We start from the raw sequence: 21,176 nt of genomic DNA on the forward strand, positions 1-21,176 counted from the left end.
ATGAAACTACGGGAACGCTTATTGGGCATGTTCAAAAATGATTTTGTCAAAAATGTGCTGATTCTGGTCAGCGGTTCCACCATCGCACAGTTTTTGCCGGTCATCTTGTCCCCGCTGCTCGGGCGTCTGTACACACCCAGCGACTTCGGCGTGTACACCCTGTTCACCTCCACGGTAAACATTCTGGGCCAGCTGGTGGGGCTCAAATATGACTTTGCCATCGTGGTGTCCGATTTGGACGAAAAGGCAAACGGACTCTTCTTTTTGAGCATGTCGCTGACGGTGGGAATCTCCGCCGCCATGATCTTGGCGTTCCCTTTTGCTACCCCCATCGACCGGCTGCTGGGGGGCGACGGACATATCGGCTGGATTTTCTGCCTGCCGCTGGCGGCGCTGATGACCGGCATGTACAGCTCCCTTAATTACTACAATGTGCGGCTCAAACAGTATAAGGCCATCACCAACGCCAATATTATCAAGACGGTGGTTCAATCCATTTTACAGCTGGGCTTTGCCCTCCTGCACTGGGGCGCCATGGGGCTCATCTTGGGCCAGATGATCTCCTTTGTGGCCGGTAATACCCGGATGATTCACAACCTGAGGGGCAAGGTCCACCGTAAAGATCTCAACCGCCACCTGATGGGGAAGGTGGGGAGAGAGTACAGTAACTATCCCAAGTTCACCCTGCCCGGCTCCTTGGCCAACACCATGACCTATAATGTCATATCCTATTTCCTGTCCGCCCTTTACAGCACCTCCCAATTGGGCTACTACTCCATGATCAACCGGGTGCTGGGCTCGCCTTTGTCGCTAGTAGGCAACGCGGTGGGGCAGGTCTTTGTCAAGCAGGCGGCGGACGAGAAGAACAGCTCCGGAAATTTAGCCCATACTTTCAACAATATTTCCAAGCTGCTCATGGTTCTGTCCGTGCCCCTCTTTGCCATCCTGTTTATCTTTGCTGAACCCATCATCACCATCTTCCTGGGCCCCCAATGGGCGCCGGCCGCCGAATATGTGCGGATTCTCACCCCCATGTTCCTGGTGCGCTTTATCGTATCCCCCATCTCCAACAGCGCCCTTGTCATGGGTAAGCAGAAGATGACCATGATCTGGCAGTTCGGCCTGCTGCTCTTCGCGCTGGTTCCCACCGGCGTGGCGGCGCTGTGGGATTTGACGGTGAAAAACTATCTGCTGATTTTGTCCATTTCCCTGGCCATCGCCTACTTTGTCTTTTATGTCTACTGCCATGAGGTAGTCAAGGAATACCAAAACCAATGACCCAACGACGGAGATGATTTGATGAAAATTGCACTGATCGCGCCGGCCAATTCCATCCATACCGTGAAGTGGGCCAACGCCTTTGTCAGTCGGGGCCACAAGGTCCGGCTCTATTCGCTGCCAAGCCACGCAAACCAGCACGAAATCATCGACGAGCGGGTCCAAATCGTCTATCTTAAGACCGGCGGTTTTAAGGGCTATCTGCTGGGCGGCGGGGAGCTCAGACGGGACATCGGGCGCTTTGCGCCCGACGTCGTCAACGCCCACTACGCCAGCGGCTACGGCACCCTGGCGCGGATGGCGAAGGTCCACCCGCTGCTGTTGTCGGTGTGGGGGAGCGACGTTTATGATTTTCCGCTCAAAAGCCCCCTCCACAAGGCCATGATCTGGAAAAACATCCAAAACTCCGACCAGCTCGCCTCCACCAGCCACGTGATGGCGGCCCAGGTGAAGAAGCTCTATCCCCAGTATAGAAAGGAGATCGCCGTCACGCCCTTTGGGGTGGACACGGCGCGCTTTTCCAAGAGGGAAGTGGAGAAAGAATGTTTCACCGTGGGCACGGTCAAGCTCCTCAAGGAAAAATATGGGCTGACCTACTTGGTGCGCGGCTTTGCCGATTTTGTCAAAAAGCTCCCGGAAGGGGAGCGTGCCCAACTCCTTCTCTATGGCGGCGGGGAACAGGAGGGAGAACTGCGGGAACTGATTCATACCCTGGGCCTTGACGGGATGGCTACCCTCTGCGGGGCCATCCCCAACATGGAGGTTCCCCAGGCCATCAGTGGCATGGATGTTTTCTGCGTCCCGAGCGTCCTCAATTCCGAGAGCTTCGGCGTCTCGGCGGTGGAGGCCATGGCCTGCGAGGTACCGGTCATCGCCTCCGATGTGGACGGCTTCACCGAGACGGTGGAGGACGGGGTCACCGGCTTTTTAGTGCCGCGTAGGGACGCCGGCGCCATCGCCGAGCGGCTCTGGCAGCTGTATACCGATTGGGAACTCCGCCAAAAGATGAGCCGGGCGGGCCGGGAGCGGGTGGAGCGCCTCTATAACTGGGAAGACAATGTGAGTACCATGGAGACAATACTCAAGGAGACCGCCAAACTAAAATAAGAGCGGCAATGGGACGTTGGGGAGAGACGATATGAGGATACTGTTAATCAATCATTACGCGGGTTCGGAGCGCTACGGCATGGAGTTCAGGCCCTACTACCTGGCCCGGGAGTGGGCCAAAGCGGGGCATGACGCCACGGTGCTGGCCGCCACCTTCTCCCACCTGCGAAAGAAAAACCCCCAGGTGGAGCGGGACTTTAGCGAGGAGGAAATTGCTCCCGGCGCCCGGTTTTGCTGGGTGAAGACCCCGGCCTATCACAGCAACGGCCCCATGCGGATGCTCAACATGACCCTCTTTTACCAAAAGGTCAAGCGCCGCGCCCGTTTTCTGGCGGAAAAATACCGCCCGGACGCGGTCATCGCGTCATCCACCTACCCCATGGACATCTATCTGGCCCAGCGGATTGCCCAAATTTCCGGCGGCCGCTTCTACTTTGAAATTCACGACCTGTGGCCCCTGTCCCCGGTGGTCCTCTACCACATTTCCGAGAAAAACCCGATGATTCGTTTGCTTCAGCGGGCGGAGGACTTCGCCTTCGGACACGCCGATAAGGTGCTCTCCGTCCTGCCCCAGGCCGACGCTCACATCCGGGAGCGGGGCTTTGACGAGAAGAAGTTTGTCTATGTTCCCAACGGCGTCGTTTTGGACGGGGAAGAGGTGGATATAACCGCCACGCCCCAGTACGCGGCCATCCGGGCGGAAAAGGAAAAGGGGCAGTTTCTCTGCATGTATCTGGGCGGATTTGCCAAAGCTAATGCATTGGAAGACTTTGTGGCGTGCGCCAAGGAGCTGGACGAGGGGGTCACTTTAGTCATGATCGGCGGCGGACTTCTCAAAGAGCAGTTTGCCCGGCAGATCAAAGAGGAGAACCTTTCCAATATCCTGCTTCTCGACCCGGTGGAAAAGCGCCAGGTGGGCGATTTTCTCCGGCTGGCGGACTGCCTCTATATCGGGGCCAAGCGGTGCGAGCTCTACCGCTACGGCGTGGCCATGAATAAGATTTTCGACTACATGCTCTCCGCCCGGCCGGTGATTTGCGGGGTGGAGGCCTCCAACGACCCGGTGGGGGAGGCCGGCTGCGGCGTGACCATCGAGGCAGAGTCCCCCCAAGCCATCGCACGGGCCATCGAAAAGCTCCGCGCCCTGCCAAGGGAGGAGCTCGACGCCATGGGGAGAAGGGGCCGGGACTATGTGGCCGCCCATCACGACTATGAAAAATTGGCGCAGCGATTTATCGACGCTATTCAATAAAGACTGACACCCTGCCAAGACTCCGCGCGGGCAGAGCGATAGAAAAAAGAGACCAGATCGGGTCTGAGAGCCGGAGCGCGGCGGCGGAATGGAGTGAAAGATGGAAATACGCAAAGATTTTTTGCCTTATGGTTTTCCGTTCATCACGGAGAAGGAGGTCCAGGCGGTTTCGGACGTCATCCGGTCCGGCTGGTGGTCCAAGGGCCCGAAAACCATGGAATTTGAAAAGAAGTTCGCGGAATATGTGGGAGCTAAGCACGCCATCGCCCTCAATTCCTGCACGGCGGCGCTGCATCTGGCGCTGGAAGCCAAGGGCATCGGCGCGGGGGACGAGGTGATCACCACCCCCATGTCCTTCACTTCCACCTCCAATACCATCCTCCACACCGGCGCGACTCCGGTCTTCGCCGATATCGACGAGGACACCGGGCTCATCGACCCCAAAGAGATCGAGAAGAAAATCACCCCGCGCACCAAAGCCATTGTGCCGGTCCACTACGCCGGACAGGCCTGCGATCTGGACGCCATCCACGCCATCGCCGAAAAGCACGGCCTCTTTGTCTCGGAGGACGCGGCCCACGCCGTCTCCACCACCTACAAGGGCCAGCGCATCGGGGGAGGGGAGCAGTGCCAGGCGGCCTCCTTTAGCTTCTACGCCACCAAGAACCTGGCCACCGGCGAGGGCGGCATGCTGACCACCAACGACGACGCGCTGGCGGAAAAGGCCCGGGTGCTCAGTCTCCACGGCATGGACCGCAACGCGTGGAACCGCTATCAAAAGGGCGGGAGCTGGCACTACGACGTGGTGTCTCCCGGCTTTAAGTACAACATGACCGACATCGCGGCGGCGCTGGGCCTCTGCCAGCTGGAACTGCTGCCCGAGATGCAAGCTACCCGGGCGCGCTATGCCGCCATCTACGACGAGGCGTTTGCCGGGCTGGACGCCATTGTGCTCCAGAGCCAGGTCCCCTATGGGGAAAACGCCCGACACCTCTATTACATCCGTGTCCAGGAGGACAAGCTCACCATCGGACGGGACCAGTTCATCGAGGAGCTGGGACGATACAATATCGGCACCAGCGTCCACTTTATTCCTATTCATCTGCATCCCTACTACCGGGAGCATTTGGGAACCAAGGAAGGGGATTTCCCCCATGCGGAGCACTTTTACAGCCAGATTATTTCGCTGCCGCTCTATCCATCAATGACGGAGGAAGATGTCAAATATGTTGCTATGGCCGTGGGAGAAATTGCCGAAAAATATGCAAAATGAGAGCGTCCGCCCCTATTATGAGAGTCTAAAAAAGAAGACGGCGCACCTGGTTTGTAAGCGTGTCATCGACATCTTCTTTTCCATCCTCTTCATCATTCCGCTGCTGCCGATCTATCTCTTGGTGGCGCTGGCGGTCAAGCTCGATTCCAAAGGGCCGGTGCTCTTTCGGCAGGAGCGCGTCAAGCAGTTCGGCAAGCCCTTTTTTATTCTCAAATACCGCACCATGGTGGTGGATGCCCAGAAGATCGGCGCCCAGGTGACGGCCAAAAACGACAGCCGCGTCACCCGAGTGGGACGCTTTCTTAGAGCCAGTCGTATCGATGAAATCCCCCAACTGTTCAATGTCCTCAAAGGGGACATGACCTTCGTGGGGACCCGTCCCGAGGTGCCCCGCTATGTGCTCCATTACTCCGACGAGATGAGGGCAACCCTATTGTTGCCGCCGGGGGTGACGGGGACGGCCAGCATCGCCTACCGCAATGAAAATAAGCTCCTCGAAGAAAACGAGGACCCGGAGCGGACCTATATCGAAAAGATTCTGCCGGAAAAGATGGCCTATAACCTGGACTATCTGAAAAAGGTATCGGTCAAATATGATTTTATCGTCATGGGGCGCACAGTCAAATGCGTTTTTGAAAAGGACGAATAGGAGGGGTCAAGGAATGCAGTTTATCGATTTAAAGACACAGTATGCCCGCAACAAGGAGAAGATCGACAAGGCGGTGCTGGACGTGATGGGGGACGGCCGCTACATCATGGGGCCCCAGGTCAAAGAGCTAGAAGAAAGACTGGCGAAGTTTGTGGGCGTCAAGCACTGCATCTCCTGTTCCAATGGCACCGACGCCATGACCATTCCGCTCATGGCCATGGGTATCGGGGAGGGGGACGCGGTCTTCACCACCGCCTTTACCTTCTTTGCCACGGCGGAAGTCATCGCATTGCGGGGCGCGGTCCCCGTCTTTGTGGACATCGACCCGGACACCTTTAATATTGACCCGGCCGCGTTGGAGGCGGCCATTGAGCGCACCCTGAAAGAGGGAAAGCTCACCCCCAAAGCCATCATCGCGGTGGACCTGTTCGGACTGCCCGCCGATTACTTCCGGCTGCGGGCTATCTCGAAAAAATATGGCTTGGTCCTCATCGAAGACGGGGCCCAGGGCTTTGGCGGCGAGATCATCGGCAAGAAAGCGTGCAGCTTCGGCGACGTGGCCACTACCTCTTTCTTCCCGGCCAAGCCTTTAGGCTGCTACGGCGACGGCGGCGCCATCTTTTTAAACGACGACGAACTGGCCGGCAAATGCGAGTCCATCCGCGTCCACGGCAAGGGCAGCGAAAAGTACGACAATGTCCGCATCGGTTTAAACGCGAGACTCGACACCATCCAGGCGGCGATTCTCTCCTGCAAGCTGGACATCTTCCCCGAGGAGATCGAAAGCCGTCAGCGGGTGGCCCGGCTTTATACCGAGCGCCTCCGGGATGTAGTCAAGACGCCGGTCATCCCCAAGGGATACCGGAGCGTCTATGCCCAGTACACCGTCATGCTGCCCGAGGGAACCGACCGGAGCGCCGTCATGGCGAAAATGAAGGAGCGGGGCGTCCCCACCTTTGTCTATTATCCAAAGCCTATGCATTTGCAGGGCGCTTTCTCCGCCCTCGGCCACAAGGAGGGGGACTTCCCTCACGCGGAGGCCGCCAGCGCGCGGGTGCTCTCTCTTCCCATGCACCCCTATTTGGAGGAAGCGGAGATCGAGCAGATTGCGAATGCCCTCAGGGAGAGCCTGTAATATACTTGTGACAAACGGGGGAATCATCATGAAAAAGGGACTGCTGCTGGCCATCGACATCGGCAACACCAACATGGAGTTCGGCATCATCGAAGAGGGGAAGCTCAAGGCAAATTTCCGCCTGGGCACCAACCGGGACGTGACCTCCGACGAGGTGGGCCTGTTGGTGGCGCAGTTTTTCGCCATCCAAGGCATCGAGCGCACGGCCATCAAAGACATCATCATCACGTCCGTCGTGCCCCAGGTGATGTACTCCATCTCCAACATGATCAAGAAATACTTTGGCGGCAAGGTGCCGCTGATTGTGGGGGACAATATCCCTTTCCCCATCAAAAACCTCTACGACAACCCCAAGGAGGTGGGCGCCGACCGCTTGGTGGCCGCCATCGCCGCCTACCGCAAGTACGGCGGCCCGGCCATCGTGGTGGACTTCGGCACCGCCACCACCTTTGACGCGGTAGACGCCGACGGGGCCTACTTAGGCGGCTCCATCTACCCGGGCATCAAGATTTCCATGGACGCCCTGTTCCAAAAGGCGGCCAAGCTGCCCCGTGTGGAGCTAGTGGACCCGGGCACCGTCATCGGGCGCAACACCGTGCAGAGCATGCAGGCGGGCGCGGTCTACGGCTATGTGGGCGCGGTCAAGAACATTGTGGGGCTCATGCGGGTGCATCTGGGGGAGAAGACCCGGGTCATCGCCACCGGCGGCCTCTCCAAGATGATCGGGCGGCAGTCGGGCCTCTTTGACTATATCGACAAGGCGCTGACGCTGGACGGCCTTGCCATGATCTATGACATGTACATGGAGGAAAAAGAGGGGAACAAGGAGCTGGAATAGAAGAGGGGCGCCTCCTGGGCCCCTTGTATAGAGTAGCTTTCAAATAGACGCCATAGGACGGCTATTATAGTGCAAGAGGGGTATGCAAAGCGCGAACCCAGCGCACACCCATAGGGGAAGCAATTAAAAACAGCCGGTGGAATTTTCCACCGGCTGTTTAGTTTAGCATATGTTGCGGGGCCAGCTTTCAAACGGTCAGACTTAGTCCTTGCCCAGCTTGGAGAGGATGGAGACGGAGGAAAGCAGGAGCCCCACGAGGCACAGACAGCGCAACACGGCAGCAATGGCGTTAAAACTAAAGAAATTGCCCAGCATCTCTTTGAGTTTACGCTTTGATACGCCAAGAGGCAGTACATAGGAGTTGGAGACGGTCTCATCCCCGCTCTTGTTGGCCACATAGATGGCGGTGGGGCCGTCTTCGCCGCCGATGATGCCCACATGTCCCAGCTTGTTTTCCTTACCGAACACATGGCGTTTGCTGAGCCCAGCTGTCAGAAAGCCGCAAATCGAGGCAAAAAGCAAGCCTTTATCTTCCATTGGAATTTTTTCTTTCATGAGACAAACCTCCATCTTCATCAAAATCCTGTCTTTTATTTTAACAGAGATGTGGGGAAAGGACAACCGGAGGGCAGGAGATTCCCGATTTTTTTGCAAATTCCTCGGGGGAGACTTGAATTTTTACAAAAATATGCTATCATTAAAAACAGCTCTTCCAGGAGAGATGAAAATTAAAAGCAGAGTAGAAGCCCGTGCGTTAAGTGCTGTCTGAACGGGGAGTTGTCAGACGGACGAAAAGGATTCTTGCGGTACGAGCTTCGCATCCCGCTGCTGCATCCAAAGAGATTCCCCTCTTTTCATGTAGCAAAACACTGTTACATGAAAGGAGGTTTGTTTTTTGCAGGAGAATACGAAATTGATGGCCGGAGAGCTGCATAGCCTTTCCCACAGGATGAAGGACGCGGTCCAGGAGCTAAAAAATGTGCGTTCCCTGGCCGGCGCTTCCATGCTCTCGGCGCTGGGCGTCGTCATTCACGCCGTCACCACGGTGGTCGCTAGTCTGACGCAGATTGTCAGCTTTGCCTTTTTGACCGTCGGCGTCTCGGGGCTGCTTTATGGCCCGGTAGTCACCGGTTGCATCGGCGCTATCACCGATATCCTCAAGTACATTGTCAAGCCCAACGGCGGTTTTTTTCCCGGCTTTACCTTGAGCGAATTTATCCTGGGCTTTATCTTTGGCCTTTTCTTCTACCAGCGCAAAGTGACGCTGGCCCGGGTCTTCGCCGCCAAGCTGACCACGACGCTGGTGATCAATCTGACGCTGACGCCGCTGTGGCTTTCCATGATGTACGGCAACGCTTTCATCGTCCTGGTGTCAGGGCGAATTGTCAAAAACCTGATTATGCTCCCCATTGAAACAGGACTGCTCTATTTCCTTCTGAAAAAAGTGCAGGAAATCGTACAACAGAAGACCTCTTAACAAAAAGCCCCCAGCTTGCGCTGGGGGCTTTTTTGGGGGGAGGCCGCCCGCTTTGACGCACGAAAAGGACCCGCAACACAGGAAAGAAGCTGGAAAAGGACCAGTTGCGCTATATACTCCGCCGTAGGTGGAAAAATTGGAAGGGCATGGCAATGATTTTCTAAGAAATGTGCACAAAGTATAAATTTGAGACCGGTTTCCTATGCAATATAGCTTGTTTCTGTGGCTGTTACATGGTAGAATAAAGACGCAAAGATGGAAAGCTAGGATAAGTGAGGATATCCGCGCTGAGAATAGACGAGAGACTTTAAGAAAGTAGGAAATGCGGCATGAAATACGATTTGGTACTTTTTGATCTGGACGGCACCATGCTCGACACCGGTAACGGCATTTGCGAATGCGCCTGGTCGGTGCTGGATGAACTGGGGATGCCCCGTCCTGACCGGGAACAGATGCGGCGGTTTGTCGGTCCTCCGCTGGAGATTACCTTTCCCACGGTTGCGGGGACCGATCCGGAAACAACGGTCAAAGCCGCGGCTATGTACCGGCAGCGCTATGACGAATACGCTGAGCGGGGCTGTGTGCCCTATGACGGAATTTTGGATGCGCTGCACTTCGTCCACTCCGTGTCTGCCAAGACAGGTACGGCTACCCTGAAAAAGGAGTTTCACGCCAGACGGATGCTCAAGCACTATCATCTGGCCGAGCACCTGGACTTTATCGCCGGCGTGGATGACGCGGGCGAGCGCGCCACCAAGGAGTTGGTGGTGGCCCATGCCATGAGGGGCCTCGGCGTCAGCGACCCTGGAAAAGTGGTTCTGATTGGGGACACCGAGTATGACGCCAGGGGAGCCATGGCAGCCGGCATCGATTTTATCGGCGTGACCTATGGATATGGCTTTGCAAGCAAAGAAGAGATTGCCGCGTTTCCCCATGTCTATGCCGCGGACACGGTGGCGGAAGTCATTGCATATCTAAAAAAATAAAGAAAAAAACAAAGGGCAGAGAAGAATGTTTTCTTCTCTGCCTTTTGTTTTTATTCAAAAGTTACCGATAGTTTTCCTGGTTGTTCTCCTGGTTGTTTTTGCGATTCTCGAACTGGTTCTGGTTCTGCTTGTTCTGAGAATTCTGATTCTGACGGTTCTGGGACTGGTTCTGCTGCTGGTTGTTCTGGGACTGGTTGTTGTTCTGGTTGTTCTGGGACTGGTTCTGGTTGTTGTTTCTTGCCATGATTTCTCACCTCACTTTGCTTTCTTATTATTTCCCCAGGCCACGTCCTTATACAGTTTGACGCGAATTGAGGGAAGAAGATCCTGGAAAAAATTTTTGAAAAAAATTGTAGAAAACTATTGACTTAAATATACCAATATGGTATATTTAAGTCACTCCAAGAGAGAGTGAAAAATGAACTTAAATTTGATGACAACGACAGGAGGATTCCCTTATGAAAAAGTTTGTTTGCAGCGTTTGTGGTTATGTTCACACTGGCGATAGCGCCCCTGAGTTTTGCCCGCAGTGTAAAGCGCCCGCTTCCAAATTCAAAGAGCAGGCTGATGGCACCATGAAATGGGCGGCTGAACATGTGATCGGTGTGGCCGAGGGCGTAGACGCCGAAATCCTGGAAGGGCTGAGAATGAATTTTACTGGCGAATGCACCGAGGTCGGCATGTATCTGGCCATGGCCCGGCAGGCAGACCGCGAAGGCTATCCTGAAGTTGCCGAGTGCTACAAAAGAGCCGCTTTTGAAGAGGCGGAACACGCCGCCAAATTTGCTGAGCTGCTGGGCGAAGTGGTTACAAACTCCACCAAAAAGAATTTGGAGCTGAGAGTTGCCGCTGAGAACGGCGCATGCGCCGGCAAGATGGACATCGCGAAAAAGGCCAAAGAGCTGGGCCTGGATGCCATCCACGACACCGTCCACGAAATGGCCAAGGATGAAGCCCGTCACGGCCAGGCGTTTGCTGGACTGCTGGGCAGATACTTTCAGTAATTCCGAATGTTTTCTCCTTACATAACCAATTCCCATAGATCATAACTCAATAGAAAAGCACAGGCGAAGATTTCCTTTTAAGTTCATTTTCGCCTGTGCTTTTTCTATTGTCCCCTATCTCGCTAAAAAACTTCATGTTTTTGTACAAATCTTTCGGATATGTGACGAAACTTCTTGCTTTTTTGTGTGAAAACAACTAAAATAAAAAGTAGAATATATAGCTGTGAAACCTAGATTAAATGACGGAGGCGGATTTCTTCAAAGAAAGTCCGCCTTTTTTTATGCAAAGCGTTGATAGTGCGACACCAGCGCCGTTGGGAAGGAGGAAAGGTCAATGGGAAACAAGAAAAACTGGCAGCCCGTCCTGGACCTTTTGCTGGAGATGGTTTATGTCATTCGGCGGGATGACGATGAAATCCTGTATTGTAATCGCCGAGCAGAGGAAATGGTTCCCGCAGCAAAGGTGGGAACACACTGTGCAGCGCTGTGGCCTGCCATCCGGGACCTTCTGGATCAAATGGCCGGTAGGGAGAGCCTGACAACTGTCCTTTCCATCGCTCCCTTTGGGATGGTGGAGGCCGCAGTTACAGCCATCCAATGGGAAGGCCGGCCGGCTTTATTGCTGGCCCTATCGCCCGAGAAGGCTTCGCGGCAGCTGGAGAAACGTATGGCCTCGGTGATGGGGCGGATTTATCCGCTCATTATCCATGTCAATTTGAGCCGGAACACCTATACCTTCCTCGAATACGAGCGCTTTGACGCTAAAGAGGCGCCCCTATCCGGATCCTTTGATGACTTGGTCGCCCTGGGGGCCAGCAGTATGCACCCGGATTTCCGGGAAAAATTTTGCGAGACCTTTTCCCGGGAAAAGTTGCTGCAAGCCTATCGCGAGGGGAAAGAGCGGGTGTATCTCGCTCACCGGCAGCTGGGCCATGACGGCAATTACCACTGGACTGATACGGATGTCCATTTTACCGGTGAAAGTGATAACGGCGACGTGTGGGAAATTACCTTAAGCCGCAATATCGACGAAGAGAAGGACCAGGAAGCACGGCTCATCAACTCTTTGGAGCTTATCTGCCAGAATACGGGCAGTATCTCCTGCCGCTTTCTGGTGACAGAAAACGAGGTCAAGGTCCTGGAAAGAACGCGGGAATGCATGGCCCTTTTGTGCGAGAACGCCCCCTACCGTTTGCACAACCACGAGGATATGCAGCGGTGTATTCTTCGGTTGCAGGAAGCCTCCCGCAGAAGGGAAGACGTCCACTGGACGTTTTCCTGCTGGAAAGGGGAGGAACCGGCCTGGCTGGATTTCCGGGCCTACTGCATCGGCAAACAGAAGGACGGGCTAATCTATTTTGGAAATTATACCGACATCACCTCCCAGGTGCTGCAAAAACAGACGCTGGAGCGCGAGCAGTTAAAATACCGCGTTGCGGTGGAAAACTCCAGCGATGCTTTGTTTGAATACATAGCGGATACCGATACGCTTCATCTCTATTGGAATTCCATAGTGCAGGGAAAAGCTCCCAAACAAGAGTATCCCCATTTTTGTGGGAAAGTCCTCGATAGCGGCATGGTATATGCGGAGGATGTGCCTTTGCTCTTGAGAGCGCTGCAACACAGCGGCAGCCAACAGATGGAGGTGAGAATCCGACCGGATGAGGACACGCCTTACGCATGGTATGCCTGCCAGACCACATCGGTGGGGGAAGAGGGCAAGCGAAAGCGTCTCATTGGCACACTGCGCAACATTGAACAGAGTAAAAAAACCGAAGAAGAAAGATTCTACTGGGAAAAGCTCTGCAATTTTGCCGTCAGCCAGGATTATATCACGCTGTTGACCATCGACACCGAAACCGGACGGTATCGGATGCATTTCCGAAAAGACGTGCCATGTGTTCAGAAACTGAAAAAAGAGGGAGATTACGATAGCACCATCCGGGCAGTCATTGCCGGTGGGCTTCCGCTCCATCAGCAGAAGGAAGCGGAGAAAATGTTTTCCCTTTCCCACCTGAACCAGTGGTTGCGGGATGGAAAACAGGAACACAATCTTTACTACCAGTTTTTGCAGGAGGACGGCTCCCGTCACTGGGAGAGCTGCTCCTTCTCTTACCTGGCGGGGGACACCCATACCATATTGTTCGCGGTGCGGGACATTGAGGAAGCGCGTAGCGCGAGGCTCAAAGAAAATATTGCCGAACAGACGCTGGAACTTGCCATGCAGCAGATTTACGTGGGCCTTTTCCGGTATAATACGGTCACGGGCAAAATTGATTTTCTTCGGGCACGCGACCATCTCAATGGCACCGACTTAAAAACGTTTGACCAATATGTGGCCCGCTGCATCGCCCCGGAAGACCGGGAACAGGTGGTCACAGCCCTCTCTTCTGCACATTTGCGGGAAGCCTTTGCCGCAGGGAAAGAGGCGGTGACGGTGGAATACCGCCGCCTGTGGAAAGGGGAGTCCTACCGCTGGGTTTCCACCACCATTATGCGTCCCCAGGAGGATCACGACCGGGAGAACCTCTACGGCCTCATTATGGATATCGACGAGCGAAAACGGGCTGAGGAGCGCCAGCAGGATTTCTTCGCCAGCGTTGCCACCCTGTTTGAGGAATGCTCCATCGTGGACGTGGACCACGATACCTACATTCTCCAAAAGGTCAAAGATACCCAGAAGGTGATCGCCGCGCAGGGGGCCTTTGACGTTTCCAACGCCGCTTATGCCGAGGCCATGATTCACCCCGACGACCGCAAACGTTTTCGAAAGTATTTTTCTCTCCAGGGGCTGCGGGAACAGCTGGACGCCGGACACGACCGGATTGTACAGGAGATGCGCCGTTTGGGCGAGGACGGTCAATATCACTGGGTGGAGATGACCGGCATTCGCACCACCGGCCAGGAGGGCCGGGGCCGCCGGGTGGTCTGTACCTTCCGGGATATCCATGAGATCAAGGAGGCGCGGGAGCGCCAACAGTTGGACGGGGAACGGTTTGCCATTATGGTGCGCAGCCTGTATGTCCGCATTTTTGAAGCGAATATCAGCCGCAACGAGTGTTTTAGTTTTATCGAGGAAAACGGGGCGCTGGTGCGCAACCGCAATCCCTTCCCGTTGGAGGAGTACGTCAGAAAAATCAGCGGCATCGTCTGCCCGGAATTTCGGGACGCCTATTTGGCCCATTTCCTCCCCGAACAGATATTGCGGGCCTATCAAGCGGGAAAGCGGGACATCTATTACGAACATCAGCGGAAAGAGCCCTCCGGTTCCCGCCGCTGGTATTCCACCCAGGTGCAGTTCCTTCCCCCCGACGACGAGGGGGATGTGCGGATGATGATGTATCTGCGGGATATAGACGCCGCCCGCCGGGAAGAGGAAGAAAAGCGGCGCACCCTCCAGGACGCGCTGGCCATGGCGGAACAAGCCAATCTCGCCAAAAGCGAATTCCTTTCCCGGATGAGCCACGATATCCGTACCCCCTTAAACGCCATCATCGGGATGACCGAGATCGCGGCAGCCAATATCGGAGATGATCGGAAGGTGACGGAGTGCATCGAAAAGGCCAAGGTTTCAGGCCAATTCCTGCTCCACTTGATCAATGATATTTTGGATATGAGCAAAATTGAAAGCGGCAAAATGGTGCTCAACGAAGAGACCATTTATTTCAGCAAGTTTCTGACGCACGTCACCACCATGATCAAACCGCAGGTTCTTGCGAAGGACCAAGAGCTAAAGGTCGTCGTGGATCCCCAGATGGAAGCGGAGTATAAAGGAGATGAGCTGCGGCTCAACCAGATTTTGATGAACCTGTTGGGCAATGCGGTCAAATATACCCCCAGCGGCGGACATATTGTGCTGCGCACGGGTCCTGCCGACATAGACGGTACGTCCGGTATTTACTTCCAGGTGGAAGATGACGGCATCGGGATGCCGGAAGAATTCTTAAAGCGGCTTTATGACCCCTTTGAGCAGGCAGGCACTCCCATGGACAAGGTGCAGGAGGGCAGCGGTCTGGGACTATCCATTACCCGCAACCTGGTTCGGCTGATGGGGGGACAGATTGACGTAAAAAGTGAACTGGGGAAGGGAAGCTGTTTTACCGTCAAGCTGCCCCTCCTTTCCAGCGGGGCGGATCAGTTTGGCCAGATGTTGGTAGAAAAAAAAGCGGCGGTTGCCAAACAGCGCCAATTCCATGGGGAAAGGATACTACTGGTGGAGGATAATGATCTTAACCGGGAGATCGCCAAGACCCTCCTGGAAATGCGCGGCATCTGCGTGGAAACAGCCGAAAACGGTAAAGAGGCGGTGGAGCTATTCTCCTCCCAGCCCGAAAACTATTATCGGGCCATATTGATGGACATTCGTATGCCGGTGATGGATGGGCTGGAAGCGACCAGTGCCATTCGTGGATTGGACCGACCCGACGCCGTGCGGATTCCCATTATGGCCATGAGCGCCAACGCGTTCAAAGAAGAAGTCAGCAACGCCCGAAGGGTGGGGATGACGGACTATTTGACCAAACCCATCGAAGTGGACACATTGTTTGAGAGACTGTCACTGTATATACAGGACAATGAATAAAGTGAGAGAAATATAAAAGAGGGACCAAACATGACATGGGAAGAACGGCTGAACAGCCTTGGCATTGCCGTGGAGGCAACGTTGGAAAGATACGGCGGCGATGAAGATATGCTGCTGCGGTTTTTAAAGATGTTTTCTGAGGATGGTACGCTGGCGCTATTAAAGGATGCGGTTAAGTCCCACAATCAATCGGCCATGGAGCGTACGGCTCACGCCCTCAAAGGCATTACGGCCAATTTGGGGATGGAAGAGCTGAGCGCCATGTATCAATGCATGGTGAAAATGATCCGCCAGGGGGATACCGGCGACATGGAAGCGCTCTTTGCCCAGATTTGTGAGGAACACCAAAAGATGGTGCGCGGTATTCGTGAGCTGAAAGAATTATCGGTAGGCTGATAGGGGGATAAATGATGAAAACGGCCCAGGTGGAGCAAGTGATCTACGCATTTTTCCACAACTATCTGGAATTGCGGGACATGGAAAAGGCGGCATCCTATCTGTGCGAGGAGATACAGTGGATTGGAACGGGAGAAGATGAAATTGCGCGCGGCAAAGAGGAAGCAGTGGCGGTCCTGCGCAAGGAAAAGACGGAAAATCCAGACGGGTACCGCATCCATCTGTATGACCTTTCGATCTCAGGGGACGAGAGGATGGCTTCGGTCATGGGAGCGGCGGACGTCACCTCCCAAACAGAACCGCGCGAAAGGGTGGCACTGCGGGTCACCGCCTCCTGCATTCGGCAGGATGACGGCTGGAAGATCTTATCCCTGCACGCCTACTTCGCTGCTGCCGGCCGGGAAGGCGGGGAGTATTTTCCCGCACGCAATGGAATCAAAAATCTGCGGGAATTTGAAAAGCGGGTTTCGCTCCAATCCATCGAGCTGCTTAACCGGAGCATTCCCGGCGGCATGATGGGCGGTTATATTGAGGAAGGATTCCCCCTTTACTATATCAACGACCGCATGCTGTCCTATCTGGGTTATACCTATGAGGAATTTGTCCGGGACATCGACGGCCATGTCATCAACTGCATGCACCCGGAGGACGCCCCCCGCATCGACGCCATTGTGGGGGAGGCTTTGTCCCGGGGGCGGGAGTATGAGGTCCAATACCGCATGCGCAAAAAGGACGGCAGTTATATTTGGGTCAACGACATCGGCAAGAAGGTCTACGACGAAGACGGCCGGGCCGTATGTATCAGCACCGTCCGGGACATCACCCGGGAGGTGGAGGCGGAACAAGGTCTGGCAATGAAGGAGGAACAGTTCCGGATTGCCGCCATGCAAGCGGGGAGCTTCGTTTTCCTATTTGACCCGGCTACCCGCTCGATCCATATCACGGAGGAAATTGCAGAACGTTACCATGTCAAAGCCAAATATACCGGCGTACCCGATGATGCGGTGGAAACCGGTATAGTCGCTCCGGAAAGTGTGGCGGAGTACCGGCGTATTTATCAGGAGATCATCGAAGGCGCTGGCGAGTCCCAAGGCTTAGTCTCTATGCTGCATCCGCTCAGCGGAAAAACGGTGACCACCGAACTGCATCTGCTGGCGGTGAAGGATACGTCGGGAAAGACAGTGCGGGCGGTTGGCATCGGCAAGGATATTTCGGCATATTTGGAGACAGAGTCCCGGAATCAAGAGATTGCCCGGCAGAAAAAGAGATATGACCACCTGTTTCAGTCCGTGCTCTGCGGAATTGTCCAGTACAAGCTGGATGCCAGCGGCGGCGTGGTCTATAAAGACGCCAACCAGGAAGCCATCCGCATTTTTGGGTATACCCCGGAAGAATTTTGGAAGAAGGACGACTGGAACCTGCCCAGCCTCATTATGGAGGAGGATCGGGAGCGGGTCTTATCCAGTGCGCGGAGTTTGATCAATGTGGGGGACAAAGGCGCCTATGAATACCGGTTGCGGAAAAAGGACGGCAGCGCCTGCTGGATTATCGGCAGTGCGGAGGTCATCTTGGATATAGACAATGAAAAGATCATCCAGAGCGTATTTTTGGACATCAACGACAAAAAGAAAGCCGAGATTGAAAACCGGAAGCTCTTTGAACAGATCGCGGCCAGCAACGAGCTGCTCAATATTTCACTGGAAAACACCACCAGCCGGGAATTTTATTATTATCCGCAGGACCGCACCATCACCGTACCAGAGCGCACTTGCGCCTATTACGGATGTAAGGCGCAGTATGAAAATATGCCCTCTGGTTTTGCCGATGAGGTGGTGGACGAAAAATACCGGGAGCAGTTTTGCCGGATGTATCATGAAATCGACAATGGGAAAACATGGGCAAGCTGTGAATTCCAGCTCATCAACGGCCAGTGGTGCCGCGTGGTCCTTTCGGTCGTTGTCCAGGACACCCGCCAGCTTCCCACCGTGGTGGTGGGGATTGTGGAAGACATCACCAAGGAAAAGCATGTGGAGCTGGAAAATATCGAGCTGCAGGCCATCTATGACTTCGCCATGAATCATGATTATGAATACCTGTGTATGGTCAACATCCCCGAGCACAAGTATGCCATCCGTTTCTCCGACCCGTCCAGCTTCCTTGAATTTCCGGCATCCGGGGACTTTGGGGCGCAAAAGGAGCTGTTTATCAGCCATATGGTCTGTCCAGAGGACCGGGAACGCTATGCAGAGAGCCTTTCCCTAGAAAATATGGTCCATCGTTTGGACAGTGGAGAAGAAATGTTCCAAGTCTACTACCGCTCCAATGCGCCGCAGCTGCGGCACAAGGAGTGCAGAATCTGTTATTTTAACGGCTCAAAAAATACCATTCTCATCACCATGCGGGATATCCATGACATGGTGGTGCGGGAGGAAGAGAGCAAGCAGGCCCTTCGGGACGCTTACGAGGCGGCCAACAAGGCAAATCTCGCCAAAAGCGAATTCCTATCAAGGATGAGCCATGACATCCGTACCCCCATGAACGCCATTGTGGGGATGACGGCCATCGCCGCCACTCACCTGGACGACCAAGAGAAAATGATGGATTGCCTGTCCAAAATCACGGTGTCCAGCAAGCATCTACTGGGACTCATCAACGATGTGTTAGATATGTCCAAGATCGAAAGCGGGAAAATAGAGCTGAGCGAGTCGGAGTTTCATTTGGCGGACTTGGTGCAGAGCTGTCTGACCATTGTCCGGCCCTCCGCCACCAGCCGGCAGCACCGGTTTGACGTCCACATCAAGCATGTGGAGCACGAGGACGTCATCGGCGACCCCATGCGGATGCAGCAAATTTTCGTTAACCTTCTGTCAAATGCCGTCAAGTACACGCCGGAGGGTGGGAAAATTCTCTTCACCATCCGTGAGCTGCCTGCGGATATCAAGGGCTTCGGCTGCTATGAATTTGTGGTGGAAGACAACGGCGTGGGCATTGAAAAAGCTTTCCAGGAGCGGATGTTCCAGCCCTTCGAGCGGGCGGATGACGCCAGGACAAGCGGAATCCAGGGCACCGGCCTGGGACTGACCATCACCCGCAACATTGTACAGATGATGTATGGCAATATCCAGGTGGAAAGTGAGCCGGGGAAGGGGTCCCGTTTTACCGTAGTCGTCAATCTGCGGCTGCAGCACAAACAGGACCATCAGCTCGATCAGCTGGCTGATCTGCCGGTGCTGGTGGCCGACGACGATCCCCTGTCATGCGAGAACGCGGCGGAGACACTCCGGGAGCTGGGGATGCGCTGCGACTGGGTGCTCACCGGTGCGGACGCCGTCAAAAAGACGGTGGAGGCCCACAAGCGGAAAGAGGACTATTTTGCCGTCATTCTGGATTGGCAAATGCCGGACGTAAGCGGTGTGGAAGTCACCCGCCGGATTCGCGCCCAGGTGGGACCGGATATCCCCATCGTCATTATTTCGTCCTACGACTGGTCGGAAATTGAACGGGAAGCGCGCAATGCGGGCGCTGTCGCCTTTATATCAAAACCCTTGTTTAAATCCAAAATGTCCATGGTGTTTCAAAAGCTCATCGGCGGCGCACAGACAGAGGAAGATCGGGGCATTACCGAACTATCCCAGATGTGTTTAGAAGGCAGCCATCTGCTGCTAGTAGAGGACAATCTTCTCAACATGGAGATTGCCGCGGAGATTATTGGGCAAACTGGGGCCCAGATTGACAAAGCCATCGACGGCAAAGAGGCGGTGGAACGCTTTGAGGCGTCGAAGGAAGGATACTACGATCTGATTCTCATGGATATCCAGATGCCGCTGATGAACGGCTATGAGGCCACTAGGGCCATCCGTGCGTTGGACAGGACCGATGCCATGACCATACCGGTGGTGGCGATGACGGCCGACGCCTTTGCCAACGACGTCAAGAAGTGCCGGGAGGCCGGCATGGACGGACACATATCCAAGCCCATTGACATGGCGGAACTTTCCGCCGTACTTCGCAAATGGCTGCCCAACGGAGGAATGGAACAATGATGGAAACGCTGATACAAACAAGGGAATCGGCGGCAAGCTTGCCGTGCGGACGGCAAGCGCTGCTAATCGCAGATGATGTGGAACTCAACCGTTTTATTCTTGCACAGGCTTTCAGCGAGGAATATGATATCATTGAAGCGGAGAATGGGCAGGAAGCCTGGGAAAAGTTTCTTAGGTACCGCCCCCGCATCGCGGCGGTGCTTTTAGACATCGTCATGCCGGTCATGGACGGCTTTGGCATGCTCGAAGAGATGGCCCGGCACCATATGACGGAGAATGTGCCCGTCTTTCTCGTCACCTCGGAGACCGGCGACGAGCAGCTTGGCCGGGGATTTCAGTTGGGGGTCGTGGACATTATCGTAAAGCCCTTTAATCCCTCCTTTATCCGGCGGCGGCTGGGCAACATCCTGGAACTGTACCGCCACCGGCTTCACTTACAGGAGGTAGTGGCCGCGCAGGAAGAAAAACTCAGGCAGACCAACAGCTCCATCATCGATACCCTGAGTACCGCCATCGAATTCCGGGACTGCGAGTCAGGGGAACACGTACGCCGTATCCGTGGCGTCACAGCGGTGCTGCTCCAGCGCATTGCAGAAGAGAACCCGGAATATCATCTGACCGAAGGGCAGATCGCCCTCATCTCCGACGCGGCGGCCATGCATGATGTGGGTAAAATTTCTATCCCTGACCATATCCTCAATAAGCCTGGGCGTTTGACGGCGGAGGAGTTTACCGTCATGAAGACCCATGCGGTCAAAGGATGCGATCTGCTCGACAGCGTGGAATATCTGAGGGACAGCGAGATTTATACATACTGCTACGATATTTGCCGGCATCATCACGAGCGCTGGGACGGGGGCGGATACCCCGACGGCCTCAAAGGCGACGAAATCACCATTTGGTCCCAGGCGGTGAGCTTGGCCGACGTCTACGACGCGCTGGTCAGCCGCCGGATCTACAAACCGCCATACACCCATGCCGAGGCGGTCGAAATGATTCTAGGCGGGGAATGCGGCGCCTTCAATCCTAAGATGCTCACCTGTTTTGCCGAGGCAGCGGACGACATTCATGCGATTTTCTATGCACAGACCATATAACAGCTAAAGGGGGTTACGGGCCCCTAGACACAAAAAAGGCAGCCGCTTTGTGCGGCTGC

17 protein-coding genes and 1 riboswitch are annotated in these 21,176 nt (G+C 54.9%); of the genes, 15 read left to right on the forward strand and 2 right to left on the reverse strand.

What is annotated here, in order from left to right; genetic code table 11:
* The 7 genes from H8709_RS01305 to H8709_RS01335 all read left to right on the forward strand — a co-directional run bounded on the left by H8709_RS01305 (window position 1) and on the right by H8709_RS01335 (window position 7,532).
* Window positions 1-1,278, forward strand: coding sequence for a lipopolysaccharide biosynthesis protein (locus H8709_RS01305; RefSeq protein ID WP_262396568.1), 1,278 nt, complete (start codon window positions 1-3; stop codon window positions 1,276-1,278).
* A 21-nt stretch (window positions 1,279-1,299) separates the two neighbouring features.
* The gene (locus H8709_RS01310; RefSeq protein ID WP_262396569.1) at window positions 1,300-2,385 is read left to right on the forward strand and encodes a glycosyltransferase; all 1,086 of its coding nucleotides are present in this window, start codon (window positions 1,300-1,302) and stop codon (window positions 2,383-2,385) included.
* A 31-nt stretch (window positions 2,386-2,416) separates the two neighbouring features.
* Window positions 2,417-3,637, forward strand: coding sequence for a glycosyltransferase family 4 protein (locus tag H8709_RS01315; RefSeq protein ID WP_262396570.1), 1,221 nt, complete (start codon window positions 2,417-2,419; stop codon window positions 3,635-3,637).
* Between the two features lie 100 nt (window positions 3,638-3,737).
* A complete protein-coding gene (locus tag H8709_RS01320; protein WP_262396571.1) occupies window positions 3,738-4,910 on the forward strand; it encodes a DegT/DnrJ/EryC1/StrS family aminotransferase in 1,173 nt (390 codons plus the stop codon).
* Window positions 4,900-5,559 carry a sugar transferase gene (locus H8709_RS01325; protein WP_262396572.1) on the forward strand — a complete coding sequence of 220 codons (660 nt, stop codon included), beginning with the start codon at window positions 4,900-4,902 and terminating at the stop codon, window positions 5,557-5,559. The genes H8709_RS01320 and H8709_RS01325 overlap by 11 nt, the downstream gene beginning before the upstream one ends.
* 13 nt (window positions 5,560-5,572) lie before the next feature.
* Window positions 5,573-6,694 carry a DegT/DnrJ/EryC1/StrS family aminotransferase gene (locus tag H8709_RS01330; RefSeq protein WP_262396573.1) on the forward strand — a complete coding sequence of 374 codons (1,122 nt, stop codon included), beginning with the start codon at window positions 5,573-5,575 and terminating at the stop codon, window positions 6,692-6,694.
* 28 nt (window positions 6,695-6,722) lie between these two features.
* Window positions 6,723-7,532, forward strand: coding sequence for a type III pantothenate kinase (locus H8709_RS01335; RefSeq protein WP_262396574.1), 810 nt, complete (start codon window positions 6,723-6,725; stop codon window positions 7,530-7,532).
* 201 nt (window positions 7,533-7,733) lie between these two features.
* Here the strand turns inward: H8709_RS01335 and H8709_RS01340 are convergent, their stop codons facing one another.
* On the reverse strand, window positions 7,734-8,087 hold the full coding sequence (locus tag H8709_RS01340) for a sodium ion-translocating decarboxylase subunit beta (RefSeq protein ID WP_262396575.1): 354 nt from the start codon (window positions 8,085-8,087) through the stop codon (window positions 7,734-7,736).
* Here H8709_RS01340 and H8709_RS01345 point away from each other — a divergent pair.
* The 3 genes from H8709_RS01345 to H8709_RS01355 all read left to right on the forward strand — a co-directional run bounded on the left by H8709_RS01345 (window position 8,086) and on the right by H8709_RS01355 (window position 9,995).
* A complete protein-coding gene (locus H8709_RS01345) occupies window positions 8,086-8,301 on the forward strand; it encodes a hypothetical protein (RefSeq protein ID WP_262396576.1) in 216 nt (71 codons plus the stop codon). The two genes, H8709_RS01340 and H8709_RS01345, sit on opposite strands and share 2 nt — an antisense overlap.
* Window positions 8,266-8,362, forward strand: a riboswitch (THF riboswitch). It overlaps the preceding gene by 36 nt.
* A gap of 65 nt (window positions 8,363-8,427) precedes the next feature.
* Window positions 8,428-9,009 (forward strand): folate family ECF transporter S component, encoded by a 582-nt coding sequence (locus H8709_RS01350; RefSeq protein WP_262396577.1) that lies wholly within the window; start codon window positions 8,428-8,430, stop codon window positions 9,007-9,009.
* 329 nt (window positions 9,010-9,338) lie between these two features.
* Entirely contained in the window at window positions 9,339-9,995 is a 657-nt protein-coding gene (locus H8709_RS01355) for an HAD hydrolase-like protein (RefSeq protein ID WP_262396578.1), read from the forward strand.
* A 61-nt stretch (window positions 9,996-10,056) separates the two neighbouring features.
* On the opposite strand, the gene H8709_RS01360 is transcribed toward H8709_RS01355, so the two are convergent.
* The gene (locus H8709_RS01360; protein WP_262396579.1) at window positions 10,057-10,239 is read right to left on the reverse strand and encodes a hypothetical protein; all 183 of its coding nucleotides are present in this window, start codon (window positions 10,237-10,239) and stop codon (window positions 10,057-10,059) included.
* 214 nt (window positions 10,240-10,453) lie between these two features.
* Here H8709_RS01360 and H8709_RS01365 point away from each other — a divergent pair, with 214 nt between their 5' ends.
* The 5 genes from H8709_RS01365 (at window position 10,454) to H8709_RS01385 (ending at window position 21,117) form a co-directional block, all read left to right on the forward strand.
* Window positions 10,454-10,999 (forward strand): NADH peroxidase, encoded by a 546-nt coding sequence (locus tag H8709_RS01365; RefSeq protein WP_262396580.1) that lies wholly within the window; start codon window positions 10,454-10,456, stop codon window positions 10,997-10,999.
* Between the two features lie 334 nt (window positions 11,000-11,333).
* Window positions 11,334-15,581, forward strand: coding sequence for a PAS domain-containing hybrid sensor histidine kinase/response regulator (locus H8709_RS01370; RefSeq protein WP_262396581.1), 4,248 nt, complete (start codon window positions 11,334-11,336; stop codon window positions 15,579-15,581).
* Window positions 15,582-15,611: 30 nt separating this feature from the next.
* The gene (locus tag H8709_RS01375; RefSeq protein WP_262396582.1) at window positions 15,612-15,977 is read left to right on the forward strand and encodes an Hpt domain-containing protein; all 366 of its coding nucleotides are present in this window, start codon (window positions 15,612-15,614) and stop codon (window positions 15,975-15,977) included.
* Between the two features lie 14 nt (window positions 15,978-15,991).
* Window positions 15,992-20,020, forward strand: coding sequence for a response regulator (locus H8709_RS01380; protein ID WP_262396583.1), 4,029 nt, complete (start codon window positions 15,992-15,994; stop codon window positions 20,018-20,020).
* The gene (locus H8709_RS01385; RefSeq protein ID WP_262396584.1) at window positions 20,017-21,117 is read left to right on the forward strand and encodes an HD-GYP domain-containing protein; all 1,101 of its coding nucleotides are present in this window, start codon (window positions 20,017-20,019) and stop codon (window positions 21,115-21,117) included. The genes H8709_RS01380 and H8709_RS01385 overlap by 4 nt, the downstream gene beginning before the upstream one ends.
* Window positions 21,118-21,176: the final 59 nt, after the last annotated feature.

This window comes from Zongyangia hominis, from assembly GCF_014385095.1.
GTDB classification, from domain to species: Bacteria; Bacillota; Clostridia; order Oscillospirales; family Ruminococcaceae; genus Zongyangia; species Zongyangia hominis.

Coding starts and splice junctions, on each gene's coding strand:
- H8709_RS01320 (WP_262396571.1), top strand. CDS start 3,738: ATGGAAATACGCAAAGATTTTTTGCCTTATGGTTTTCCGTTCATCACG.
- H8709_RS01345 (WP_262396576.1), top strand. CDS start 8,086: ATGAGACAAACCTCCATCTTCATCAAAATCCTGTCTTTTATTTTAACA.
- H8709_RS01305 (WP_262396568.1), top strand. CDS start 1: ATGAAACTACGGGAACGCTTATTGGGCATGTTCAAAAATGATTTTGTC.
- H8709_RS01325 (WP_262396572.1), top strand. CDS start 4,900: ATGCAAAATGAGAGCGTCCGCCCCTATTATGAGAGTCTAAAAAAGAAG.
- H8709_RS01365 (WP_262396580.1), top strand. CDS start 10,454: ATGAAAAAGTTTGTTTGCAGCGTTTGTGGTTATGTTCACACTGGCGAT.
- H8709_RS01315 (WP_262396570.1), top strand. CDS start 2,417: ATGAGGATACTGTTAATCAATCATTACGCGGGTTCGGAGCGCTACGGC.
- H8709_RS01375 (WP_262396582.1), top strand. CDS start 15,612: ATGACATGGGAAGAACGGCTGAACAGCCTTGGCATTGCCGTGGAGGCA.
- H8709_RS01370 (WP_262396581.1), top strand. CDS start 11,334: ATGGGAAACAAGAAAAACTGGCAGCCCGTCCTGGACCTTTTGCTGGAG.
- H8709_RS01380 (WP_262396583.1), top strand. CDS start 15,992: ATGAAAACGGCCCAGGTGGAGCAAGTGATCTACGCATTTTTCCACAAC.
- H8709_RS01360 (WP_262396579.1), bottom strand. CDS start 10,239: ATGGCAAGAAACAACAACCAGAACCAGTCCCAGAACAACCAGAACAAC.
- H8709_RS01340 (WP_262396575.1), bottom strand. CDS start 8,087: ATGAAAGAAAAAATTCCAATGGAAGATAAAGGCTTGCTTTTTGCCTCG.
- H8709_RS01335 (WP_262396574.1), top strand. CDS start 6,723: ATGAAAAAGGGACTGCTGCTGGCCATCGACATCGGCAACACCAACATG.
- H8709_RS01310 (WP_262396569.1), top strand. CDS start 1,300: ATGAAAATTGCACTGATCGCGCCGGCCAATTCCATCCATACCGTGAAG.
- H8709_RS01385 (WP_262396584.1), top strand. CDS start 20,017: ATGATGGAAACGCTGATACAAACAAGGGAATCGGCGGCAAGCTTGCCG.
- H8709_RS01330 (WP_262396573.1), top strand. CDS start 5,573: ATGCAGTTTATCGATTTAAAGACACAGTATGCCCGCAACAAGGAGAAG.
- H8709_RS01355 (WP_262396578.1), top strand. CDS start 9,339: ATGAAATACGATTTGGTACTTTTTGATCTGGACGGCACCATGCTCGAC.